This is a genomic window from Arthrobacter bambusae, assembly GCF_030812595.1.
Lineage (GTDB): Bacteria > Actinomycetota > Actinomycetes > Actinomycetales > Micrococcaceae > Arthrobacter > Arthrobacter bambusae_B.
The window spans coordinates 35,077-55,318 of the sequence record NZ_JAUSSZ010000006.1 but is presented as its reverse complement, the minus strand read 5'-3'; the positions used below and the strand labels follow the sequence as shown (position 1 = coordinate 55,318).

Below are 20,242 nucleotides of genomic sequence, written 5' to 3'. Positions count from 1 at the left end.
AACCGGACCCGGTTCCAACGTCAGTGCCAAGGGCAGCAACAACAGCCATCGCAACGGCACCCACCCCCTCAGCAACCGCTGCACCAAGCACAGCTGGTGAGGGCCGGCCCCGGTTGTTGGTCCTGGACGGCCACTCCATGGCCTTCCGTGCCTTCTACGCCCTCCCGGCGGAAAACTTCTCCACCGCAAGGGGGCAGCACACCAACGCTGTACATGGCTTCACGTCCATGCTGATCAACCTCATCAAGGACCAAAAGCCCACGCACGTGGCTGTGGCATTCGACGTTTCGGACGACACCACGTTCCGCAAGGCGGAGTACAGCGAGTACAAGGGCGGACGGAACGCGACGCCGCCTGAGTTCCAGGGCCAGATCGGCCTCATTGCCAGGGTTATGGAAGCATGGGGCATCAGGACCATCGCCCTCCCCGGCTATGAAGCCGACGACATCCTGGCCACGTTGGCCGCCCAGGGCGACGCCGCCGGATACGAGGTCCTGCTCGTATCGGGGGACCGGGACTCGTTCCAGCTGATCAATGACAACGTGTTTGTGCTCTACCCCAAGCAAGGCGTCAGCAACATCCCGAAGCTTGATGCGGCCGCCATCGAGGAGAAGTACTTCGTGGCTCCTTCCTACTACTCGGACCTCGCCGCGCTGGTGGGTGAGTCGGCGGACAACCTCCCGGGCGTACCAGGTGTGGGACCCAAGACCGCCGCCAAGTGGATCAACCTCTACGGCGGGCTGGAGGGCATCCTGGAGAACGTTGACGCCATCGGCGGGAAGGTGGGCGGCGCGCTCAGGGAGAACCTGGAGAACGTGAAGCGGAACCGCCGGTTGAACCAGCTCCTGCGGGACCTGGACCTCCCCGTCACCCTTGAGGACCTCCACGAACCGCGCCCGGACCGGCAGGCCGTGGAGGAACTGTTCGACGAGCTTGAATTCCGGACCCTGCGGACGCGCCTCTTCGACCTGTACGGCGACGACACCGCCGGAACGGCTCCGGACACCATCGAAGCCCCGGCATTCGCCACCCTCACGGATGCCGAGAGCCTGGAAGCTTTCTTCGCGGCCGGAGCCGGACTGCGCTCCGCCCTTGCCGTGCAGCTCGTCCCGGGAAGGATCGGCGACGACGCCGCAGCCCTGGCCATCGTGCGCAACAACAGTGCCGGCTACGTCGAGCTTTCCGGCCTCGACGCGGCGGCCGAGTCCGTGCTGGCCAACTGGCTGCAGGATCCAGAAGAAGCCAAGGTCATGCACGAGTTCAAGGACGCCCTCAAGGCGTTGCGCAACCGTGGACTGGGTCTTGAAGGCGTGGTCGATGACACTGCCATCTCGGGCTACCTGATCCAGCCGGATCGCCGCAGTTATGAACTCGCCGAGCTCGCCCAGCACCACCTGAAGATCTCGGTTGCCACCCCTGTTGCGCAGACGGGTCAACTTGAATTCGAACTCGGAGGCACACCGGACCAGGCGGCTGCGGCGCTCGTCCAGCATGCCGCCGTCGTGCACGCGCTGAGCAAGCACTTCGAAAGCGAGCTCGCCGGGCGCAAAGCAGAGGCGCTCCTGACCACGTTGGAACTTCCGGTGGCCCGCGTCCTGGCGCACATGGAAATGTCCGGCATCGGCGTTTCCATCGAACGGATGAACGAACAACTGGCTGACCTCGCCAAGGTCATCGACAACGCCCAGGAGCAGGCGTTCGCCGCCATCGGGCACGAGGTGAACCTCGGTTCGCCCAAACAACTTCAGACCGTCCTCTTCGAGGAGCTGGGCCTCCCCAAGACCAAGAAGATCAAGTCCGGCTACACCACGGACGCCGCCTCCTTGAAGGCCCTGCTGGAGAAGACAGGCCACGAGTTCCTTGTGCAGCTCATGGCCCACAGGGAGTCGTCCAAGCTTGCCCAGATGGTGGAGACGCTCAAGAAGTCGGTTGCGGAGGACGGGCGTATCCACACCACGTACGCCCAAAACATCGCGGCTACGGGACGCATCTCGTCCAACAATCCGAACTTGCAGAACATCCCCGTGCGCAGCGAGGAAGGGCGCCGGGTGCGCGGCATCTTCGTGGTGAGCGAAGGGTTTGAATGCCTGCTCTCGGCCGACTACTCGCAGATTGAAATGCGCATCATGGCCCACCTCTCCGGCGATGCGGGCCTCATCCAGGCCTACAAGGAAGGTGAGGACCTGCACCGCTACGTGGGTTCGCGTATCTTCAACGTGGCGCCCGAAGAGGTGACCAGCGCGATGCGCTCCAAGGTCAAGGCAATGTCGTACGGCCTCGCCTACGGTTTGACTTCGTTCGGACTCTCCAAGCAGTTGGAGATCTCCGTGGACGAAGCACGGACGCTGATGAAGGACTACTTCGACCGCTTCGGTGCCGTGCGCGACTACCTTCGCGGAGTGGTGGACCAGGCCAGGATCGACGGCTACACCGCCACCATCGAAGGACGCCGGCGCTATCTGCCGGACCTGACCAGCACCAACCGCCAGGCGCGCGAGGCCGCCGAACGCATTGCCTTGAACTCGCCCATCCAAGGATCCGCGGCCGACCTCATCAAGCGGGCCATGCTCGGTGTCTCGGCGGAATTGGCAAGCCAGGGCCTCAAGTCCCGCATGCTCCTCCAAGTCCACGACGAATTGGTGCTGGAAGTCGCACACGGAGAACGGGAGGTCGTGGAGAAGCTTGTGGCTACGCAGATGAGTGGCGCCGCCGACCTCAAGGTCCCGCTCGACGTGCAGATCGGCGTCGGATCAAGCTGGTACGAGGCGGGCCACTAGCGCGCCACGGCCCGCGCCTGGCCGTTCCCGGGCCGGAGCCTTCGTCCGATCCGGGCCACGCCGCCGTGATGGTGGCGTGGCCCGTGCGGTCTGGCTAGGCTCGGGACGTGGCTGATCCCAGGGAAACAACCGAAAAATACACCATCAAGCGCTTTCGTTCGGTCGGCAAGGAGGATCCGGACTACGGACAAGCACGCGAGTGGCTCCGCGCCGTTGGCTTTGGATTCCACGACGAGCAACGAAGCGATGAGCTCATCGACAAGATCCTCGCGATGTACCAAGCGGACAACCGTGAGCTGACGGGCGTTTACGTCAATGATGAACCTCCGTTGCACGCGCTCAACCCGGGATTTCCGGTGGCGACCTTCGGAACGCTGGAAAACAAACTGAATGTCGGCTACGGCCGGGAACTGCCAACGCGCCAGATCACCGCTGTCACTGTCCGCGGAACGCATCGGCGCCACGGCATCCTGCGAGGGATGATGACGGCCGATCTCGCCGATGCCAAGGACGATGGCTTCGCGATGGCCGCCCTGACCGCATCCGAGGCTTCGATCTACGGCCGCTTCGGATTCGGGGTCGCAACCTTTGAGCGAAGCATCAAAGTAGACACCGGTCCGAAATTCCGCATCCGTCACGAACCCGTTGGCCGGGTGGAGATCGCAGATCCAAGAGTGCTCCTCGAACTCGCGCCCGAGGTTTTCGAACGCGTTCACCACCGCACGCCGGGGTCCATCGTGAGGCAGGACGCCTACCGCCACCAGGTGTCCGGTGCGATGAACCGCGAGGGCGCTGAGGACAAGGCCATCAAATGCGCGCTCCACTATGGACCGAATGCCACCATCGACGGCTACGTTTCCTACAAGTTCGCCGGCTGGGACACGAAGCCATACACGGTGGAGGTCGTTGACCTTGTCGCCTCGACGGACGAGGCCTACCTGGAACTGTGGCAGTTCCTGGGCAGCATCGACCTCGTCGACCAGGTGTCCTGGGCCGACGCCCCCGTTGAAGATCCCCTTGCGTGGGCACTCGTGGACGGGCGTTGCGTCACGGCATCGGACTACCGCGACATGTTGTGGCTGCGCGTCCTGGACGTCCCGGCAGCGTTGTCGGCCCGGCGCTACGGCGCAGATGGACGCTTGGTCTTGCAGGTCCATGATGCGCTCGGTTTTGCGGACGGTACTTGGGAATTGGCGTCCGACGGCGGCCTCGTCACCGTCACTGAGGTGCCTGGCGGGAACCCGGACTTGAGCATGGATGTCACGGACCTCGGGTCGGTCTATTTGGGTGCCGTCAGTCCTGTAATCTTGGCTTCGGCAGGCCGGATCCGCGAGCACTCGCCCGGAGCAGCATTGGCTGCCCAGCACATGTTCGCCGTCGAACGTCCCGCCCACTGCCTGACGCACTTCTAGGCAAAACCCACACGCAGGATCTCGAACAGAAGAAGGATTCCATGACGGAATTCCAGCCGGGGGGCCATTCCTCCGGCCAAAAAGGGCTGCCCGGTCGGCGGTCATTGCTGGCCATTGCCGCCGGGTTCGCGGTGGCCGGCTTGGCCGCATGCGCCGAACAACCGGCAAGCTCGCCCGCGGCTCGCCCCGCACCGGGTTCGACGCCGGTCATGGAGGCAGCCAGCCAGCTTCCGGTCGTACCCGAAACGCGGCCGGCGCCGCCGTCGAAGTCGCAGGTTGTGGCCGAATTCTCCGCTCGCAAGCCCGTCTCATGGGGGCTTGACGTCACTGGGGTCGTTTCGAAGACGGCGTCGCCGCACGCCGTCCTGACCTTTGATGCCTGCGGTGGCCCGCACGGCTCGGACTGCGATCAACGCTTGCTCAAGACCTTGCGCAAGCTCAACGTCCCCGCCACGTTGTTCGTCAACGGCCGCTGGATCAAAGCCAACCCCGGCCTGGCGGCCGATCTCGCGGCTGATCCTTTGTTCGAACTCGGAAACCACGGCTTCCAGCACCAGCCGCTCTCCGTCAACGGGCGTTCAGCGTATGGCATCCCGGGCACGGCCAACGCGGGCGAGGTCTATGACGAGATCATGCGCAACCAGGAGGCCATGGAGCGGCTCTGTGGCAAATCCCCGCGGTTCTTCAGGGCCGGAACCGCCTATTACGACGACGTCGCGGCGGCCATCACCAATGCCCTCGGATTGGTCCCGGTGAGCTTCACGCTGAATGGCGACGGGGGAGCAACCTTCCCGGCCCCGACGGTCGCGGGGGAAGTCGGCAAAATCGCGGCCGGCCGGGGTGCGGGGCAGATTGTGATTTCGCACTTCAACCAGCCGGGCAGCGGCACCGCGGAGGGATACGCACGCGCCCTCCCGGGCCTGCTGGATCGTGGAGTGACGTTCGCGCGCCTCGGTGACACGCTGCCGCTTTGACCCTCCTTGAGGCGAGCGACTAGAATGAACGGGCGCATACTACGTGCGCGCAAATTTACAATCCACAATTCAGGATGACCCGGCGTTTTGCCGTGTCCTGCGGACCGGCAACGGAAAGCGGGCGGTTTGCCTGACCGATACTCTATCCACAACGGAGCCCCTACTACATGACCATCACCTCCACCGAGAAGCCCGGTACCCCCGTAGTCGCGATCAACGACATCGGTACCGCTGAGGACTTCCTCGCAGCTGTCGACGCCACCATCAAGTACTTCAACGACGGAGACCTCGTCGAAGGTATCGTCGTCAAGGTTGACCGCGACGAAGTCCTGCTCGACATCGGTTACAAGACCGAAGGTGTCATCCCTTCCCGCGAGCTTTCCATCAAGCACGACGTTGACCCCGGGGACGTCGTCTCCGTTGGCGATCAGGTCGAAGCCCTGGTGCTCACCAAGGAAGACAAAGAAGGCCGACTGATTCTGTCCAAGAAGCGTGCTCAGTACGAGCGTGCCTGGGGCGACATCGAAAAGGTCAAGGAAGAAGACGGTGTTGTCACCGGTACCGTCATCGAGGTTGTCAAGGGTGGCCTTATCCTCGACATCGGTCTGCGCGGCTTCCTGCCCGCATCCCTCGTCGAGATGCGCCGCGTCCGCGACCTCGCTCCGTACATCGGTCAGCAGATCGAAGCCAAGATCATCGAGCTGGACAAGAACCGCAACAACGTTGTTCTTTCCCGCCGTGCATGGCTCGAGCAGACCCAGTCCGAGGTTCGCTCCACGTTCCTCAACAAGCTGGAAAAGGGCCAGGTTCGTCCCGGCGTCGTTTCCTCCATCGTCAACTTCGGTGCATTCGTGGACCTGGGCGGCGTAGACGGTCTGGTTCACGTTTCCGAGCTGTCCTGGAAGCACATCGACCACCCGTCCGAGGTTGTCGAGGTTGGCCAGGAAGTCACCGTCGAGGTTCTCGAAGTGGATCTGGACCGCGAGCGCGTGTCCCTGTCCCTCAAGGCCACGCAGGAAGACCCGTGGCAGACCTTCGCCCGCACCCACGCCCTCGGCCAGGTTGTTCCGGGTAAGGTCACCAAGCTGGTTCCGTTCGGTGCGTTCGTTCGCGTCGAAGACGGCATCGAAGGCCTCGTTCACATCTCCGAGCTGGCTGTCCGCCACGTTGAGCTTGCTGAGCAGGTCGTCTCCGTTGGCGACGAGCTCTTCGTCAAGGTCATCGACATCGACCTCGAGCGCCGCCGCATCTCCCTCTCCCTCAAGCAGGCTAACGAGGGCGTTGACGCTGACAGCACCGAGTTCGACCCGGCTCTGTACGGCATGGCCGCTGAGTACGACGAAGAGGGCAACTACAAGTACCCCGAGGGCTTCGACCCCGAGTCGAACGAATGGCTCGAGGGCTACGAGACGCAGCGCGCCGCTTGGGAGCAGCAGTACGCTGACGCCCAGGCACGTTGGGAAGCTCACAAGAAGCAGGTTTCCCAGCACGCTGCTGACGACGCCGCTGCTGCCGCTTCCGGCGAGAGCGACTCCGGTGCCACCAGCTACTCCTCCGAGCCGGCTGCCACCGAGTCCAACGCGGGCACCCTGGCATCCGACGAGGCCCTCGCAGCTCTGCGCGAGAAGCTGACCGGCAACTAATTGCCACTGGCCCGGGTTTCCCAGGCCTCATTGAAGCAGCCCCTGCGATTCATTCACGAATCGCGGGGGCTGCTTTTTGCTTAACCTGTTTCCCGGCTGCCCTGCCGCCCTGTTTCCACGGGACATGCCCCTCATTCGTAGCAAGGACTGGACATAGCAGTCATATGTCCAGCGGTGGTGGTCAGAGGAGAGCATGTGCCTTAGGCGTTCGCGTGGGTCAGCGGGGAACATGCCCCTCGTTCGCTTTGACGACTGGACATATGCCCACTATGTCCAGTGCTGGAGATCAGGGGAGGGCATGTCCCTGTTGGAAGCTCAGCCCGGGATCCACCCACTCCGTTCCCCCCCAGTGGGGTTCCGAGGTCCCCGGTCCAAACGCGGGGTCACTTACGGCCCGTTCCGGTGCTTCGGATGGGCCGTAAGTGACCCCGCGTTGTTTACCAGCGTGCTAGCGGTAAATAACTGATAACGATCTATCGGATATGTCCCACCCGCTATTCAGGATCCGCTAATCTCCGATTGGTAACCGACGGCCCCGGAGTAGTCTCGTGCGGATGGGTGTGATCAGGCTTATGAACCCCTTGGTTCCTACTTTTCCTGAGGCAGTACTTTCTTTTGCTCCGCTGGCTTTCCTCTTGCTGGCAGCCCTGGCCATCATCACGGTCTACGTCATCAAGCTGTTCCGAAGGGCATGATCCAGGCCGCTCCCGCCTGGCTCAGACGGAATGACTGCATCGCCGAATGACCACAATCGGAAATAGGCCGTTTGCCGGTCCAAGGCTAATCCAAGCATGGATTCTCCACCCCGCACGGCGCGATCCGACTTTCACCCACGGACATGCCCCTCGTCGGCAACATGGACCGGGCATATGCCCACTATGTCCACTGCTCGGGGTCAGGGGAGGGCATGTCCCTGTGGGAAGCTCAGTCCGGGAGGTCCACCCACTCCGTTCCCCGCAGTTGGAGTACCGCGGCACCGGCGGTGATGGCCGCGAGGCGCTCGACGGCGTCGTCGATTGCTGCCGGGTCATCGGACAAGGCCAGGCGCAGGATGGTTTCAGCGGGTTCGTAGCTTGTCCCGCCCATCACGTAGCCTGCGGAGCGCAACTCGTTTTCCAGCCTTCCGGCCGTGTGGTGGGCCACGGCGATCTCACAAATCCGCAAGCGGCGCCGCTGAACCAGGGGAGCGGCATCCAGCGCCGACGAGACTGACTCGGAGTACGCACGGACCAGTCCGCCGGCACCGAGGAGGATCCCGCCGAAATAGCGCACGACGACGGCACTCACGTCGCTGAGGTCGGTCATCCCGGGCTGTGTCTCGCGTCTGATGAGCGCCTCAAGCATGGGGGTCCCTGCAGTTCCGGAGGGCTCGCCGTCGTCGTTGGATCGCTGGATGCTCCGGTCCGGGCCGAGGACGAATGCCGAGCAATGGTGCCGGGCGTCGTGGAATTCCTTGCGGAGTTCAGAAACCAGGGCGCGGGCGGCATCCTCGTCGGAGGCGCGGCGCAGCACAGTGATGAAGCGCGAGCGCTTGATCTCGAGTTCGTGGCGGAAATCGTCTCCAAGCACCAACGTTGTGTACGCGGTCGCCCGGCTTTCGTCCTGTTCTGCCACCGACCCAGTCTAGTGTGGAGGGGTGCTGAAGATTGGACTTACCGGCGGGATCGCCTCCGGCAAATCACTCGTGTCCGCCCGGCTGAGGGAGCTGGGTGCTGTCTTGATCGACGCCGATGCGCTGGCCCGTGAGGTTGTGGAGCCGGGCACGCCGGGTTTGGCGGGCGTCATGGCCGAGTTTGGTGAAGACATCGTCGACGCCGATGGGCGCCTCGACCGGGCACGCCTCGGCGCGATTGTGTTCGCCGAGCCGGATCGCCGGGAAGCGCTCAACGCGATCATCCATCCGCGCGTCAGGGAGAAGGCTGCCGCAATGCTCGCCACCGCGAAACCGGGCGACATTGTGGTCCAGGACATCCCGCTCCTCGTGGAAACCGGCCAGGGCAGCAATTTCCACTTGGTGCTGGTGGTGGATGCCCCGGACGAAGAACGGATCCGGCGCATGACGGAGATCCGCGGGATGACAGTCGAGGACGCCGTGTCCCGCATGGCTGCCCAGGCCGGCAGGGATGAAAGGTTGGCTGCGGCCGACATAGTGTTGGAGAACTCCGGAAGCGTTGAGGATCTTACGCAGTTCGTGGAAACCCTGTGGGAAGAGCGCCTGGCGCCGTTTGCCCGCAATCTCGCGGCGGGGCGCCCGGCAAGAAGATCCGGCGGCCCAGTATTGTGCCCGCCAAATCCCGACTGGCCGGCCCGAGCCGGGCGGCTACTTGCCCGGATTCGTCGCGCATCTCCGGAGGTATTGGGAGCCGACCATATCGGTTCGACCTCGGTACCCGGCCTTCCGGCCAAGGACATCATCGACTTGCAGGTCAACGTGTCCTCGCTGGAGGCCGCAGACCGGATAGCAGGGGCCCTGGGTGAGGCCGGTTTCCCGTTGCGGGACGCCTCTGTCCGCGACACTCCCAAGCCGCCGGACCTTGACCCGTCGGCATGGCAAAAGCGCTTCCATTGCAACGCAGACCCCGGCCGGCCCGCCAACGTCCATGTCCGGGTACTGGGGAGTCCGGGCTGGCGTTATGCACTGTTGTTCCGGGATTGGCTCCGCGCCGACGCCGACGCGCGGGCAATGTATGCGGCCCTCAAACAGGAGCTTGCCGAGCAACACGCGGGCGACGGCCGGACTTTGGGGTATGCCGAAGCCAAGGAGCCGTGGTTCACCGAGGTCGCGTGGCCACTCATGGATGCGTGGGCCAGAAGCAGCGGGTGGCAACCGCCGTCGTACTCTGTGGCGCAAGGCTCGAAAAGCGGACAGTAGCTGTCCGCGGGCGGGGGTACATTGGATTCATGAGTCTTGCCCAGGAGATCAACCGTGTCGTCGCGCCTTTTGAGGTCATCAGCGAGTTCAAGCCGGCTGGTGACCAGCCGGCCGCTATCGCGGAGCTGACCGAACGCATCAACAACGGCGAAAAAGACGTCGTGCTGCTCGGCGCCACCGGTACGGGCAAGAGTGCAACCACCGCTTGGCTGATCGAACAGGTGCAGAGGCCAACCTTGGTGATGGTCCAGAACAAAACCCTGGCGGCCCAGCTTGCCAACGAATTCCGGGAACTGCTGCCCAACAATGCGGTGGAGTACTTCGTTTCCTACTACGACTACTACCAGCCCGAAGCGTACGTTCCCCAAACGGATACGTTCATCGAAAAGGACTCCTCCGTGAATGAGGAAGTCGAGCGGCTGCGGCACTCCGCTACGAACGCGTTGCTGACCCGCCGCGACGTTGTGGTGGTGGCCACCGTGTCCTGTATATACGGCCTGGGTACTCCGGAGGAATACATCGCCGGGATGGTCACGCTCACCAAGGGCGCCGAAATGAACCGGGACGATCTCCTGCGCAGATTCGTCTCGATGCAGTACACCCGCAATGACATGGACTTCCACCGCGGCACCTTCCGTGTCCGCGGAGACACCGTGGAGATCATCCCCATGTACGAAGAACTTGCCGTGCGCATCGAGTTCTTCGGTGACGAGATCGAAAACATCTACACCCTCCATCCCGTCACGGGCGACGTCATCCGCGAGGAAACCGAGATGTACATCTTCCCGGCTTCGCATTATGTTGCCGGGCCGGAGCGTATGTCCCGCGCCATCACTGCCATCGAAGAAGAGCTCGCGGAGCGGCTTAAGGTCCTCGAAGGCCAGAACAAGCTGGTCGAGGCCCAGAGGCTGCGCATGCGCACCACCTACGACCTTGAGATGATGCAGCAAATGGGTTTCTGCAACGGGATCGAGAACTATTCACGCCACATCGATGGCCGCGGCTCCGGCACAGCACCGCACTGCCTCCTGGACTATTTCCCGGACGATTTCCTGCTGGTCATCGACGAATCCCACGTCACGGTTCCGCAGATCGGAGCCATGTACGAGGGTGATATGTCGCGGAAGCGCACCCTCGTGGACCACGGCTTCCGGCTTCCCTCCGCCATGGACAACAGGCCGCTCAAATGGGACGAATTCCTGGAGCGGGTGGGCCAGACCGTCTATCTTTCGGCGACCCCCGGGAAGTACGAGCTGGGGAAGGCCGACGGATTCGTCCAGCAGATCATCCGTCCGACCGGACTGATCGATCCCGAAGTCATCGTGAAGCCGACCAAGGGCCAGATCGACGATCTCCTTGGCGAAATCCGGACACGGGTGGAACGCGACGAACGCGTGCTGGTGACCACGTTGACCAAGCGGATGGCCGAAGACCTGACAGACTATCTCCTGGGCCACGGGGTCAAGGTGCAATACCTGCACTCCGACGTCGACACCCTCCGGCGCGTGGAACTGCTCCGCGAACTGCGCATGGGCAGCTTCGACGTCCTGGTAGGCATCAACTTGCTTCGTGAGGGCCTCGACCTGCCCGAAGTGTCACTCGTCAGTATCCTCGACGCCGACAAGGAAGGTTTCCTGCGCTCGGCCACTTCCCTCATCCAGACCATCGGGCGCGCGGCCCGCAACGTCTCCGGGCAGGTCCACATGTACGCCGACCGGATTACCGATTCCATGGCCCACGCGATCGAGGAGACCAACCGAAGGCGGGAAATCCAGGTCAAGTTCAACGCGGAGAACGGTGTCGATCCGCAACCGTTGCGCAAGAAGATTGCAGACATCACCGATCAGCTTGCCCGCGAGGACGCCGACACCCGCGAGTTGCTGGCCGCAACCGGAAAGGGCGGCCGGACCGGCAAGGGCAAGGGCGCTTCGAAGGTCCGGCAGGATGGCCTGGCCGCGGCGCCGGCGGAAGACCTGGTCGGTCTCATCGAACAGCTGACCGAACAGATGCACGCGGCCGCCGTCGAACTGCAGTTTGAGATCGCTGCGAGGATCCGTGACGAGGTGGGCGAGCTCAAGCGCGAACTTCGCCAGATGCAGTCCGCGGGCCACGCCTAAGGTAAAGTTGGGCCTACGTAGGGGAGTATCCCAAGCGCTAAGTCCGTCAACACGCCAGGCACAGACGCCTCGCCGGGCCTAGCGGATCGCCGTTTGAGCGTCGATTGCCTTGAGGCATGGAGACGCAGGCAGGTCGGAGAGACTTACGCCTTTTTGGCGTACCTGCGAAAGGCATTTTAGATGCAACTCCCCGCCTGGTTTGAGATCGGCTCCTTCGTCGTTCTCGGAATCATCCTCCTCGTCGACCTCCTCTTGGTGCTCAAGCGTCCGCACGAACCCTCCATGAAGGAAGCGGGCCTCTGGGTCGCCTTTTACGTCAGCCTCGCCTTGGTGTTCGCCGGCGCGCTGTTCCTCTTTGCCGGCCCTGAGCACGGCAGCCAGTTCATTGCCGGCTGGGTGACCGAATACAGCCTGAGTATCGACAACCTCTTTGTCTTCATCATCATCATGGCCCGGTTCTCGGTGCCCCGTAAGTACCAGCAGGAAGTGCTCATGGTGGGCATCATCATTGCCCTGGTCCTGCGGGGTATCTTCATTGCCCTAGGTGCGGTGGTGATCGAGCAGTTCAGTTGGGTCTTCTATATCTTCGGCGCGTTCCTGCTGTGGACCGCGTGGAAGCAGGCCACGGACCACGGCGAAGACGAGGAGGATGCCGCCGAAAGTCCGATCATTAGCCGCATCCGCAAAGTCGTCCCGATGTCGGAGAAGTTCGACGGCGGGAAGTTGCGCACCACGGTTGACGGCAAGAAGCTGTTCACGCCCATGCTGATCGTCTTCGTGACCATCGGCATGACGGACCTCTTGTTCGCCGTGGATTCCATTCCGGCCATCTTCGGACTGACGCAGAACGCCTTCATCGTCTTCACAGCCAACATCTTCGCCCTCATGGGCCTACGCCAGCTGTACTTCCTGCTTGGCGGCCTCATGACCCGGCTGGTCTACCTCAAGCACGCGTTGTCGGTCATCCTCGCGTTCATCGGCGTCAAATTGGTACTGCACGCCATGCACGTGAACGAACTGCCCTTCATCAACGGCGGCCACCATGTTGAATGGGCTCCGGAGATCCCGACCTATGTGTCGCTGGCGGTCATCATCGGCACGATCGTGGTGGCGGTGATCGCGAGCCTCCTGACTCCGGCCGCCAGCAAATCCAAACTGGACGCCCGGCTCGAGGAAGATTCCCGCAAGAGCACGAACAAGGTCAGCGGCCACTGACAACTACGGGCACGACTTCGGAGCCCCGGCCATCGTTGTGGCCGGGGCTCAGTTCGTCCCGCGCACCATCCCCAAGAGCCGGTTGAAGATTCCTTCGCCGTCTTCGCCGATGCCGTCGTGGTGGAAGTCCCCTGTGGTCCAGGCCTGCAGTCCGCGGACCGCGGCCGCGGTTTCCATGGAGAGCTGGAAGTCCACGTAGATGTCGTCACGATAGACGGCAGCCGCGACGGGGACGGTATTCGCGTTCAGGCGGGATACGTCGTAAAGGGGTTTCCAGTCTTGCTTGCCGGCCAACAGCGCGGCTACTTCCCTCAGGGGTACAAGGGCCGGGTCCTGTTCGAAATACCAGGGGTAGACCATTTCTCCGGTCAGGAGCGGCTCGGCTGCCTCCGGCTGGAACTCAGGAAATTCCAGGAGAACCCGCCACGCCGCCCAGTCGGTGGCCTGCCCCTGGCCGTAGATGGACTCGTGCAAGACCGCATACAGGGGATTGGATGCCCGGGAGACGAGCCCGTGGACCTGTTCCAGGAACGCGTCGGAGAGGCGCTCTCCGTCCGGGGAGGGCACAAAGGCATCTTCCAGGAGAGTGTGCAGGGCATCCACGCGGGCGTTCCCGCCCAGGAACGATCCCACCATTTGGAACCGTTCCGTCGTGAGGCGTTCTCCGCCGGGCAGCCGCTCCTCCCTGGATTCCAGATGCCGGGCAATCCTGGTGACCAGCTCGCGGTCCTCCGGATACCACGCGAAGTATTCCGCGTTACGTTCGGCAACCCTTTGGAAGGTGGCCCGGTACACGCGCTCGGCTGGACCTTCCAGCGGCGCGAGCCCTCCCGTGATCAGGACTTCCCTCAAGCCTTCCGGCGCGAAGGACAGGTATGTCAGGGCGCAGAAACCGCCGAAGCTCTGGCCAAGAACGGTCCAAGGCCCGGAGCCCAGGGCCTCCCGGATGAGCTCGGCATCGGCCACGATCGAGTCCGCCCGGAAATGCGTGAGGTAGGCCGCCTGCGCCGCGGCATCTCCCCTAAGCGGCAAGGTCTTGCGGTCCGCCGGAGTTGACAGGCCCGTGCCCCGTTGATCCAGCATCAGGATGCGGAAACTCCTCGCGGCAGCCTTCATCCAGCCGGACAAGGACGTGGTCCGGATTCCGCGTCCGCCGGGCCCGCCCTGGAGGTAGAGCAACCAGGGCAGCCGCGCTGCTTCCTCTTCCGCGTGCTCAGCGGAGACGAACTCGCGGGCGAAGACGGTGATCGTTTCCGCGGTGCCGTCAGCCCCGGTGCCCCAATGGTCGAGGGGGACCGTGAACAAGTGCTCGGTGGTGCGGACACCGCGGAATTCGTGGCGTGCGCGGATGGTGTGCGCCGTATCCTCAACCACCCGCTCAGCCACGAGCCATGGCCTTGTCATCGCTGCCGAAGGCACCGAGGGCTTCGCCGGTCAGCCGGAACGTGGACCAGCCGTCCATGGGCACCGCACCGAGGCTGCGGTAGAAGTTGATGGACGGTTCGTTCCAGTCCAGGACGCTCCATTCCACCCGTGCGTAGCCGCGTTCGACGGCGGTGGCGGCCAGATGCTTCAGGAGCGCCTTCCCATGGCCCTCGCCCCGTGCATCGGGGGTGACGTAGAGGTCTTCCAGGTAGATCCCGTGGACGCCTTCCCACGTGGAGTAGTTCAGGAACCACAAGGCGAATCCCTGAACGTCTCCGGCTGCGTTTTCCGCCATGTGCGCAAACACCCGCGGACTCTCGCCGAACAGTGCCTCGCTCAGCATTTCCGGCGTGTTCTTCACGGCATCGGGCTCTTTTTCGTAGACCGCAAGCTCATGGATCATCTGCAGGATCGCGGGGACATCGGACACTGTGGCAGGGCGGACAACACTCATATTTCGAGCTTACTAGGCGCCTAGAGGCGGTTGACCGCGGTCACCCTGACAACGGCGGTGCCGCTCTCGTCGGATGCCGCCAAGTCCACTTCGGCGGAAATGCCCCAGTCATGGTTACGCGCCGGGTCATCGAAAATCTGCCGGACCCGCCAGATGCCGGGTTCCTCTGTGATGATGAGGAGTCCCGGGCCCCGGGCGTCTGGGCCGGTTCCGATGTCGTCGTGTTCGTCGAAGTAGTCGTCCAAAGCGTCTTCCCAGCGCTCAGCATCCCAGCCGCTGGCGGCGTCGAGCTCGCCCAAGGTTGCCGCATCCTCGTCCGCGAACAACTCAACACGCCGGAACATTTCGTTGCGGACCATGACCCTGAAGGCGCGGACATTGGACGTGAGCGACGGCGGCGGAGGAGGCGGAGCGTCGTGCGGCGTCGGAGCCGCCCCGGAGGTGAGCTCTTCCCATTCGTCGAGCAGGCTGGAGTCGACTTGGCGGACCAGTTCACCCAGCCAGGCGATGAGGTCCTGGAGGTCTTCGCGGAGCGCATCCTGCGGCACGGTCTGACGCAGGGCTTTGAACCCGTCGGCCAAGTACCGCAGCACGATCCCTTCGGAGCGCGCCAGCCCGTAGAACTGGACGAACTCGCCGAAATTCATGGCGCGCTCATACATGTCCCGGACCACGGACTTGGGAGCCAGCTCAAAGTCGCCCACCCAAGGCGCGGCCTTCCGGTACACCTCGAACGCTTCGCCCAGGATTTCCGCCAGCGGCTGCGGGTAGCTGACCTCTTCAAGCATTGCCATGCGCTGGTCGTAATCAATGCCATCGGCCTTCATCGCCGCGACGGCCTCGCCGCGTGCCTTCTTCTGCTGCGCGGAAAGTATCTGGCGGGGCTTCTCGAGGGTCGCTTCGATGACGGACACGACGTCCAGGGCGTACGACGGCGACTCCGGATCCAGGAGTTCGAGCGCGGCGAGGGCAAACGGCGAAAGCGGCTGGTTCAGTGCGAAGTTCGCCTGCAGGTGGACGGTCAGACGGACGGAACGGCCTTCTTCCTCCTGCTCGGCCTCGGGAATGCGTTCCACGACTCCGGCTGCCAACAGCTCACGGTAGATACCCAAGGCCTTCTTCATGAGCTGCAGTTGCGCGGGCCGGGCCTCGTGGTTTTCGGTGAGGAGACGGCGGGCTGCGGCAAACGGGTCGCCGGGGCGTTCCATCAAGTTGAGCAGCATCGCGTGCGTCACGGTGAAGCTCGAGGTCAGCGGTTCCGGCACGGACTCCACCAGACGGGTGAAGGTGGGCTGGCCCCAGGAGACGAAACCTTCCGGCGGCTTCTTCCGCACCACTTGCCGCAGTTTCTTCTGGTCGTCGCCGAACTTGGCGGTGGCCTTTGCCATAGCCTTCGCGTTTTCCACCACGTGTTCGGGAGCCTGCACCACGACTGTTCCGGCAGTGTCATAGCCTGCGCGGCCCGCGCGGCCCGCGATCTGATGGAATTCCCGGGAGTTCAGGAGGCGGGTGCGGACGCCGTCGTACTTGCTGAGAGCCGTCAGGAGGACTGTGCGGATGGGAACGTTGATTCCGACCCCCAGAGTGTCGGTGCCGCAGATGACCTTCAGGAGTCCTGCCTGTGCCAGTTGCTCCACGAGGCGGCGGTACTTGGGCAGCATGCCGGCATGATGGACGCCGATGCCATGGCGGACCAGCCGGTTCAGGGTCTTCCCGAAGCCCGCGGCGAACCGGAAACCGGCGATCAGCTCGGCGATCTTGTCCTTTTCCTCGCGGGTGCACATGTTCACGCTCATGAGGTTCTGGGCCCGCTCGATGGCTTCGACCTGGCTGAAATGCACCACGTACACGGGAACCTGTTTGGTGCTCAGCAGTTCCTCGAGGGTTTCGTGGACCGGCGTTTCCTGGAAGTAATAGTGCAGCGGGATGGGCCGTTCGGCCGAACTGACCGTGGTGGTGGGCCGCCCGGTGAGTGCGCTCAGGCCGGTTTCGAAGCGGCTGACGTCTCCCAGGGTGGCCGACATCAGCAGGAACTGGGCCTGGGGGAGTTCCAGGAGCGGCACTTGCCACGCCCAACCGCGTTGGGGATCGGAGTAGAAGTGGAATTCGTCCATGATGACGGTTCCGAGATCGGCGTCCTTGCCTTCGCGCAAAGCGATGTTGGCGAGGATTTCGGCGGTGCAGCAGATGATCGGGGCATCCTGGTTGACCCCGGAATCACCGGTGATCATGCCGACGTTCTCGGCTCCGAAAATGTCGCAGAGGGCGAAGAATTTCTCGGAGACCAAGGCCTTGATGGGGGCTGTGTAGTAGCTGCGCGTGCCCCGGGACATCGCTTCGAAGTGCGCGGCGATCGCCACAAGGGACTTCCCGGAACCGGTAGGGGTCGCCAGGATGACATTGGAACCGGAGGCGAGTTCCATGATTGCCTCGTCCTGGGCAGGGTAGAGCTGAAGCCCCCGGCTCTGCGTCCATTCGACGAAGCGTGCGTAGATTTCGTCCGGGTCAACGCTGGCGCTGCCCGGTCCGGCGTTGCTTGCTCCGGCGTTGCTTGGTGTCGGGAGCTGCTCAAGAAGTTTCATTGCCTTCCAGCTTAGTGTGGGGTGGAGCAGACCGCGGAGAGCGACGACGGAGGATGCATTGAAGTGGGATCCAGCCAAGTACATCGAGTTCGGCAATCACCGCGACCGGCCGTTTTTTGACCTGACCTCGAGGATTCCGGCCGAGGACCCGCGGCAGGTCGTGGATTTGGGCTGCGGGCCGGGGAACTTGACGGCGACCCTTGCGGCCCGCTGGCCCCGCGCCGTCGTCGTCGGGCTGGACTCCTCGGCCGAAATGCTGGCGAAAGCCCAATTCCTCGCTGCCGCGCAACCTCGTCTTTCGTTCGTGCACGCCGACATCGCCGGGTGGACGCCGGAAGCGAACACCGACGTCGTGGTCAGCAACGCGGCGCTGCAATGGGTCCCGGGCCACTTGACGATGCTCGCCGCCTGGCTTGAAGCGCTGAAGCCGGGTGGATGGTTTGCGCTCCAGGTCCCCGGAAACTTCAATGCCCCATCCCACGTGCTCATGCGCGAATTGGCGGCGTCGCCGGAGTGGTCCGGAAAGCTGTCCGGTGTGCTCCGCCACGACGACGCTGTCGGGGAACCGGCCGACTACCTGCGGATCATGCTCGACGCCGGATGCGACGCCGACGCTTGGGAAACCACGTACCAGCAACTTCTGCCGGGAGCTGATCCCGTGCTGGAGTGGGTTCGGGGGACCGGCCTGCGTCCAGTGCTCGCTGCCCTTTCCGACGCAGAAGCGCGCGCCTTTGAAAAGCAATACGCCGCAGCGCTCCGCGAGGCCTATCCAACGGAGCGGCACGGCACTGTGTTTGCCTTCCGCCGGATTTTTGCGGTGGCACAAAAGCAGGGATGAGGCAGCCCGGCACGAAAGGAACGGCTCCGGAAGTGCCCCGATGACAAGGATTCGCACTGTGATCTGAACTACAATGGCAACGCGATCTAGGGGCGGCATCGTGTGGAATCCGCGGCTCCGGAGTCCAACGAATGGAGGCAATGTGCTGGCATCATTGCTGTTTCAGCGTCTGGCCCCCTATAAAGCCCACGTCCTGGCCATTGTTCTCCTGCAGCTTGTCCAGACTGCTGCCGCACTCCTCCTTCCCACCTTCAACGCCAAGATCGTCGACGACGGCCTCGTCGCCGGGAACAGCGAGGTGATCCTGCGCCTTGGTGCTTGGATGCTGCTTCTCACGGTCATCCAGGTGCTTGCCGCCGTGCTGGCCGGCTACCTGGGCGCGGTTGTCGCGATGAGGGTCGGCCGCGGGCTGCGGCAGGAACTCTTCGACAAGATTCATTCCATGCCGGGCCAGGACGTCGTAGCCTTCGGACCGGCAAGCCTGGTGGTCAGGACCACCAATGACGTCCTGCAACTGCAGAACATCACGGTGCTCGTCTTCAGCATGCTGGTGGCAGCACCCGTCATGGGCATCGGAGGCGTGATCCTGGCAGTCGAGCAGGACGTTGCCCTTTCCTGGATCGTCTTCGCCATCGTTCCTGTGTTGCTGCTCATCATGCTGGTGATTGTCCGCAAGCTGGTCCCCCTGTACCGCGAGGGACAAGGGCTGGTGGACCGGATCAACGGCGTGCTCCGCGAACAGATCCTGGGGACCGCGGTCATCCGTGCCTTTGTGCGCCAGTCGTTCGAGATGAAACGGTTCGAGGCAGCCAACGACGCCCTGACAAAGAACAATCTCCGCTCTGCCCGGATCGTCGCTGCCATGCTTCCGCTGGTCATGACAGTGGTCAATCTCTCCTCCGCGGGAGTGGTCTGGCTCGGCGGCCTCCGCATTATTGCGGGAGAAATGCAGCTGGGTGCGCTCACTGCATTTATTGCCTACATCATGCAGATCCTCCTCGCGATCATGATGGCAATGTACGTCCTGAGCACGGCGCCCCGGGCCGCGGTCAGCGCTGAACGCGTCACCGAAGTGCTCAACACGGACTCTGAAAGGGTCTTGTCGGCAGCTACCCCTGACGGGGTGGCAGTCCGTCCTTCGGCGGAAGGCGTGCGCTTCGACAATGTCGTTTTCGCCTACCCGGGAGCCGAGACGCCCGTCTTGGAAAGCATCACGTTCCACGCGCCTCCGGGAACCACGACGGCGGTCATCGGCTCCACCGGAAGCGGCAAATCCACCATCGTCAGCCTTGTGCCGAGACTGCTCGACGTGAGCAGCGGAACGATCTCCCTTGATGGCCGGGACATCGCTGCTGTTCCCCTCGATGCCTTGCGCAACCAGCTCGGCGTCGTGCCCCAGGAGAGCTGGCTGTTCCGCGGAACCATTGCCGAGAACCTGCGGATTTCGCTGCCGTCCGCGACGGATTCCCAGTTGTGGCACGTCCTCGAGGCGGCCCAGGCGGCCGATTTCGTGAGAGAGCTGCCCCGAGGACTGGAGACCACGTTGTCCCAGGGCGGCGCCGGACTGTCCGGCGGCCAGCGGCAGCGCCTATGCATCGCCCGCGCAATTCTGCGCCCTGCGTCTGTCTACCTCTTTGACGACAGCTTCTCGGCGCTGGACACAGTAACGGAAGCAAAGCTCCGTGCCGCGCTCGAGCCGGAACTCCGCGGGGCAACCGTCATCATCGTTGCCCAGCGCATAAACACCGTAGTGTCGGCGGACCAGATACTGCTCATTGACGAGGGCCGCCTGGTGGCAAAAGGCACCCATGATGAACTTCTCAAGTCATCTGGAACCTACCGGGAAATCGTAGCGTCCCAGCTGGAAACGGAAGAGGCCGCGTGAGCGGCGAAGGCGAACAGCTCTCCCCTGCGGGGACCCCATCACGGTCGC

General features: G+C 63.5%; 14 protein-coding genes. 10 read left to right on the top strand and 4 right to left on the bottom strand.

Annotated elements, in window-relative coordinates; genetic code table 11:
• The first annotated feature begins 137 nt into the window (after positions 1–137).
• The 5 genes from polA to J2S96_RS09795 all read left to right on the top strand — a co-directional run bounded on the left by polA (position 138) and on the right by J2S96_RS09795 (position 7,501).
• Positions 138–2,777: a DNA polymerase I gene (gene polA, locus J2S96_RS09815; RefSeq protein WP_306862805.1), complete on the top strand. Its 2,640-nt coding sequence runs from the start codon at positions 138–140 to the stop codon at positions 2,775–2,777.
• 107 nt (positions 2,778–2,884) lie between these two features.
• The gene (locus J2S96_RS09810) at positions 2,885–4,189 is read left to right on the top strand and encodes a GNAT family N-acetyltransferase (RefSeq protein ID WP_306862441.1); all 1,305 of its coding nucleotides are present in this window, start codon (positions 2,885–2,887) and stop codon (positions 4,187–4,189) included.
• 41 nt (positions 4,190–4,230) lie between these two features.
• Positions 4,231–5,163: a polysaccharide deacetylase family protein gene (locus J2S96_RS09805; protein WP_306862438.1), complete on the top strand. Its 933-nt coding sequence runs from the start codon at positions 4,231–4,233 to the stop codon at positions 5,161–5,163.
• A gap of 167 nt (positions 5,164–5,330) precedes the next feature.
• Positions 5,331–6,806, top strand: coding sequence for a 30S ribosomal protein S1 (rpsA, locus tag J2S96_RS09800; RefSeq protein ID WP_306862435.1), 1,476 nt, complete (start codon positions 5,331–5,333; stop codon positions 6,804–6,806).
• 554 nt (positions 6,807–7,360) lie between these two features.
• Positions 7,361–7,501: a hypothetical protein gene (locus J2S96_RS09795; RefSeq protein WP_306862432.1), complete on the top strand. Its 141-nt coding sequence runs from the start codon at positions 7,361–7,363 to the stop codon at positions 7,499–7,501.
• A 229-nt stretch (positions 7,502–7,730) separates the two neighbouring features.
• On the opposite strand, the gene J2S96_RS09790 is transcribed toward J2S96_RS09795, so the two are convergent.
• The gene (locus tag J2S96_RS09790; RefSeq protein WP_306862429.1) at positions 7,731–8,420 is read right to left on the bottom strand and encodes an IMPACT family protein; all 690 of its coding nucleotides are present in this window, start codon (positions 8,418–8,420) and stop codon (positions 7,731–7,733) included.
• A gap of 22 nt (positions 8,421–8,442) precedes the next feature.
• On the opposite strand from J2S96_RS09790, the gene coaE reads away from it, so the two are divergent.
• From coaE to J2S96_RS09775, 3 genes are all read left to right on the top strand, one after another.
• Positions 8,443–9,678, top strand: a complete 1,236-nt coding sequence (coaE, locus tag J2S96_RS09785) for a dephospho-CoA kinase (RefSeq protein ID WP_306862426.1) — start codon at positions 8,443–8,445, stop codon at positions 9,676–9,678.
• Positions 9,679–9,707: 29 nt separating this feature from the next.
• Positions 9,708–11,795 (top strand): excinuclease ABC subunit UvrB, encoded by a 2,088-nt coding sequence (gene uvrB, locus J2S96_RS09780; protein WP_306862422.1) that lies wholly within the window; start codon positions 9,708–9,710, stop codon positions 11,793–11,795.
• A 180-nt stretch (positions 11,796–11,975) separates the two neighbouring features.
• A complete protein-coding gene (locus tag J2S96_RS09775; RefSeq protein ID WP_306862419.1) occupies positions 11,976–13,010 on the top strand; it encodes a TerC family protein in 1,035 nt (344 codons plus the stop codon).
• Positions 13,011–13,058: 48 nt separating this feature from the next.
• On the opposite strand, the gene J2S96_RS09770 is transcribed toward J2S96_RS09775, so the two are convergent.
• Genes J2S96_RS09770 through J2S96_RS09760 form a run of 3 tightly spaced genes read right to left on the bottom strand, consistent with a single transcriptional unit; the run spans position 13,059 to position 17,471 of the window.
• A complete protein-coding gene (locus J2S96_RS09770; RefSeq protein WP_370873065.1) occupies positions 13,059–14,396 on the bottom strand; it encodes an alpha/beta fold hydrolase in 1,338 nt (445 codons plus the stop codon).
• Positions 14,389–14,889 (bottom strand): GNAT family N-acetyltransferase, encoded by a 501-nt coding sequence (locus J2S96_RS09765; protein WP_306862415.1) that lies wholly within the window; start codon positions 14,887–14,889, stop codon positions 14,389–14,391. The genes J2S96_RS09770 and J2S96_RS09765 overlap by 8 nt, the downstream gene beginning before the upstream one ends.
• A 20-nt stretch (positions 14,890–14,909) precedes the next feature.
• Positions 14,910–17,471, bottom strand: coding sequence for a DEAD/DEAH box helicase (locus tag J2S96_RS09760; RefSeq protein ID WP_306862413.1), 2,562 nt, complete (start codon positions 17,469–17,471; stop codon positions 14,910–14,912).
• Positions 17,472–17,529: 58 nt separating this feature from the next.
• On the opposite strand from J2S96_RS09760, the gene J2S96_RS09755 reads away from it, so the two are divergent.
• Positions 17,530–18,309 carry a trans-aconitate 2-methyltransferase gene (locus J2S96_RS09755; protein WP_306862411.1) on the top strand — a complete coding sequence of 260 codons (780 nt, stop codon included), beginning with the start codon at positions 17,530–17,532 and terminating at the stop codon, positions 18,307–18,309.
• 142 nt (positions 18,310–18,451) lie between these two features.
• Positions 18,452–20,194: an ABC transporter ATP-binding protein gene (locus J2S96_RS09750; protein WP_306862409.1), complete on the top strand. Its 1,743-nt coding sequence runs from the start codon at positions 18,452–18,454 to the stop codon at positions 20,192–20,194.
• Positions 20,195–20,242 lie beyond the last annotated feature (48 nt).